1 protein-coding gene and 1 pseudogene are annotated in these 1,072 nt (G+C 61.2%); one reads left to right on the top strand and one right to left on the bottom strand.

What is annotated here, in order from left to right:
* Positions 1-227: pseudogene (locus tag AB4Z51_RS44965) on the top strand (SOS response-associated peptidase); the annotation flags it as partial.
* Between the two features lie 629 nt (positions 228-856).
* On the opposite strand, the gene AB4Z51_RS44960 reads toward AB4Z51_RS44965, so the two are convergent.
* Positions 857-1,072, bottom strand: a 216-nt coding sequence (locus AB4Z51_RS44960; protein WP_441499773.1) for a DUF3551 domain-containing protein, incomplete at its 5' end; no start/stop codon positions are given.

Raw genomic sequence — 1,072 nt, 5'->3', positions numbered from 1 at the left:
CCTCGCACCGATGCCGGTCGTGTTTCCCGATCCCCCGGTGGTGCGCAACACCGACACGGGCCGCGAGCTGGCCATGATGCGCTGGGGCATGCCGCCGCCACCAAAGTTCGGCGGGCCACCGGTCACCAACATCCGCAATGCCGTCACCGCACTGGCGCGGCTGGCTGAAGCCGGAGAACCGCGGCCTTGTCCCGGCTAACAGCTTCTCCGAGCAACGTCCGCTGCCGGGTGATGCGCTGAGGATCGTGGCGCGTGGCGCCGAAGGAGGACTAAGGCCGTCAAATGAAAGTCGCTGTCGATCGACCTTACCGATCCCCAATGAGCTGCCCGCAAGAGTCTTGAGATCGCTATGCAGTCCAGCTCGGCAAGCGCGGCATCGCCGATTAATTTCTTGAAAGCCGAGCATTTCAGGCGCTCTAGGTCCCGTTCTCCGTCCGCCGCACGYGCCAGAAGATGTTCAGCAATTTCAAGCGCCGAAGCCGACTTCCGCTGATGGAAACGGGCGTCAAGCAGCACCTCGTCCAACGCGCGGCGCAATGTGGCTATCGTGGATGGATCGTAGCTCATGTCGGTCGTGTAGCCGACGCTGACAACAGTGAGATGACTGCCAAAGGACGCTGGGTYCGTTTGGCCTCTTTACGGCCGCGGTCACACKGAAGATCAAGAATTGTCCGGATTTCATACCCGTKCAGTCGTTTGGTTGTCGCAGATCGATGCACCTACAGCGCCGCAGGCCTCCAATCAGCGGATTTTCGCTTCAGCGCCAGCGTATGCGGCTCGTGCGAGATCGGATCGAGGGGCGGGCTCTCCAGAGGCGTCAGCCATCTCAACCCGAGTCGTCGCGCCCCTGTCCGATCTAGTAGGCGCGACGAGGCTGCCGATAGGCTGGTTCCCGTGGCACTTGTGCRTTTGCAAAATATGGATTGGTAACGCACATGGCGGAGAGGCCCGATGCATTGGCGTGGCACTGCGCCATCGAGCTATAGCCGCAGTAGAAAGTTTCGCCTCCGCCCCAGTACCAACGTTGTAGGCAGATCGGAGCATTCCCGCCATATGTTTGGGCCTGAGTTGG

Source organism: Bradyrhizobium sp. 2TAF36 (assembly GCF_052114925.1).
In the GTDB taxonomy this organism is placed as follows: domain Bacteria; phylum Pseudomonadota; class Alphaproteobacteria; order Rhizobiales; family Xanthobacteraceae; genus Bradyrhizobium; species Bradyrhizobium barranii.
Note: the sequence above shows the minus strand (reverse complement) of the source record. Positions and strands in the feature narration are given on the sequence as shown.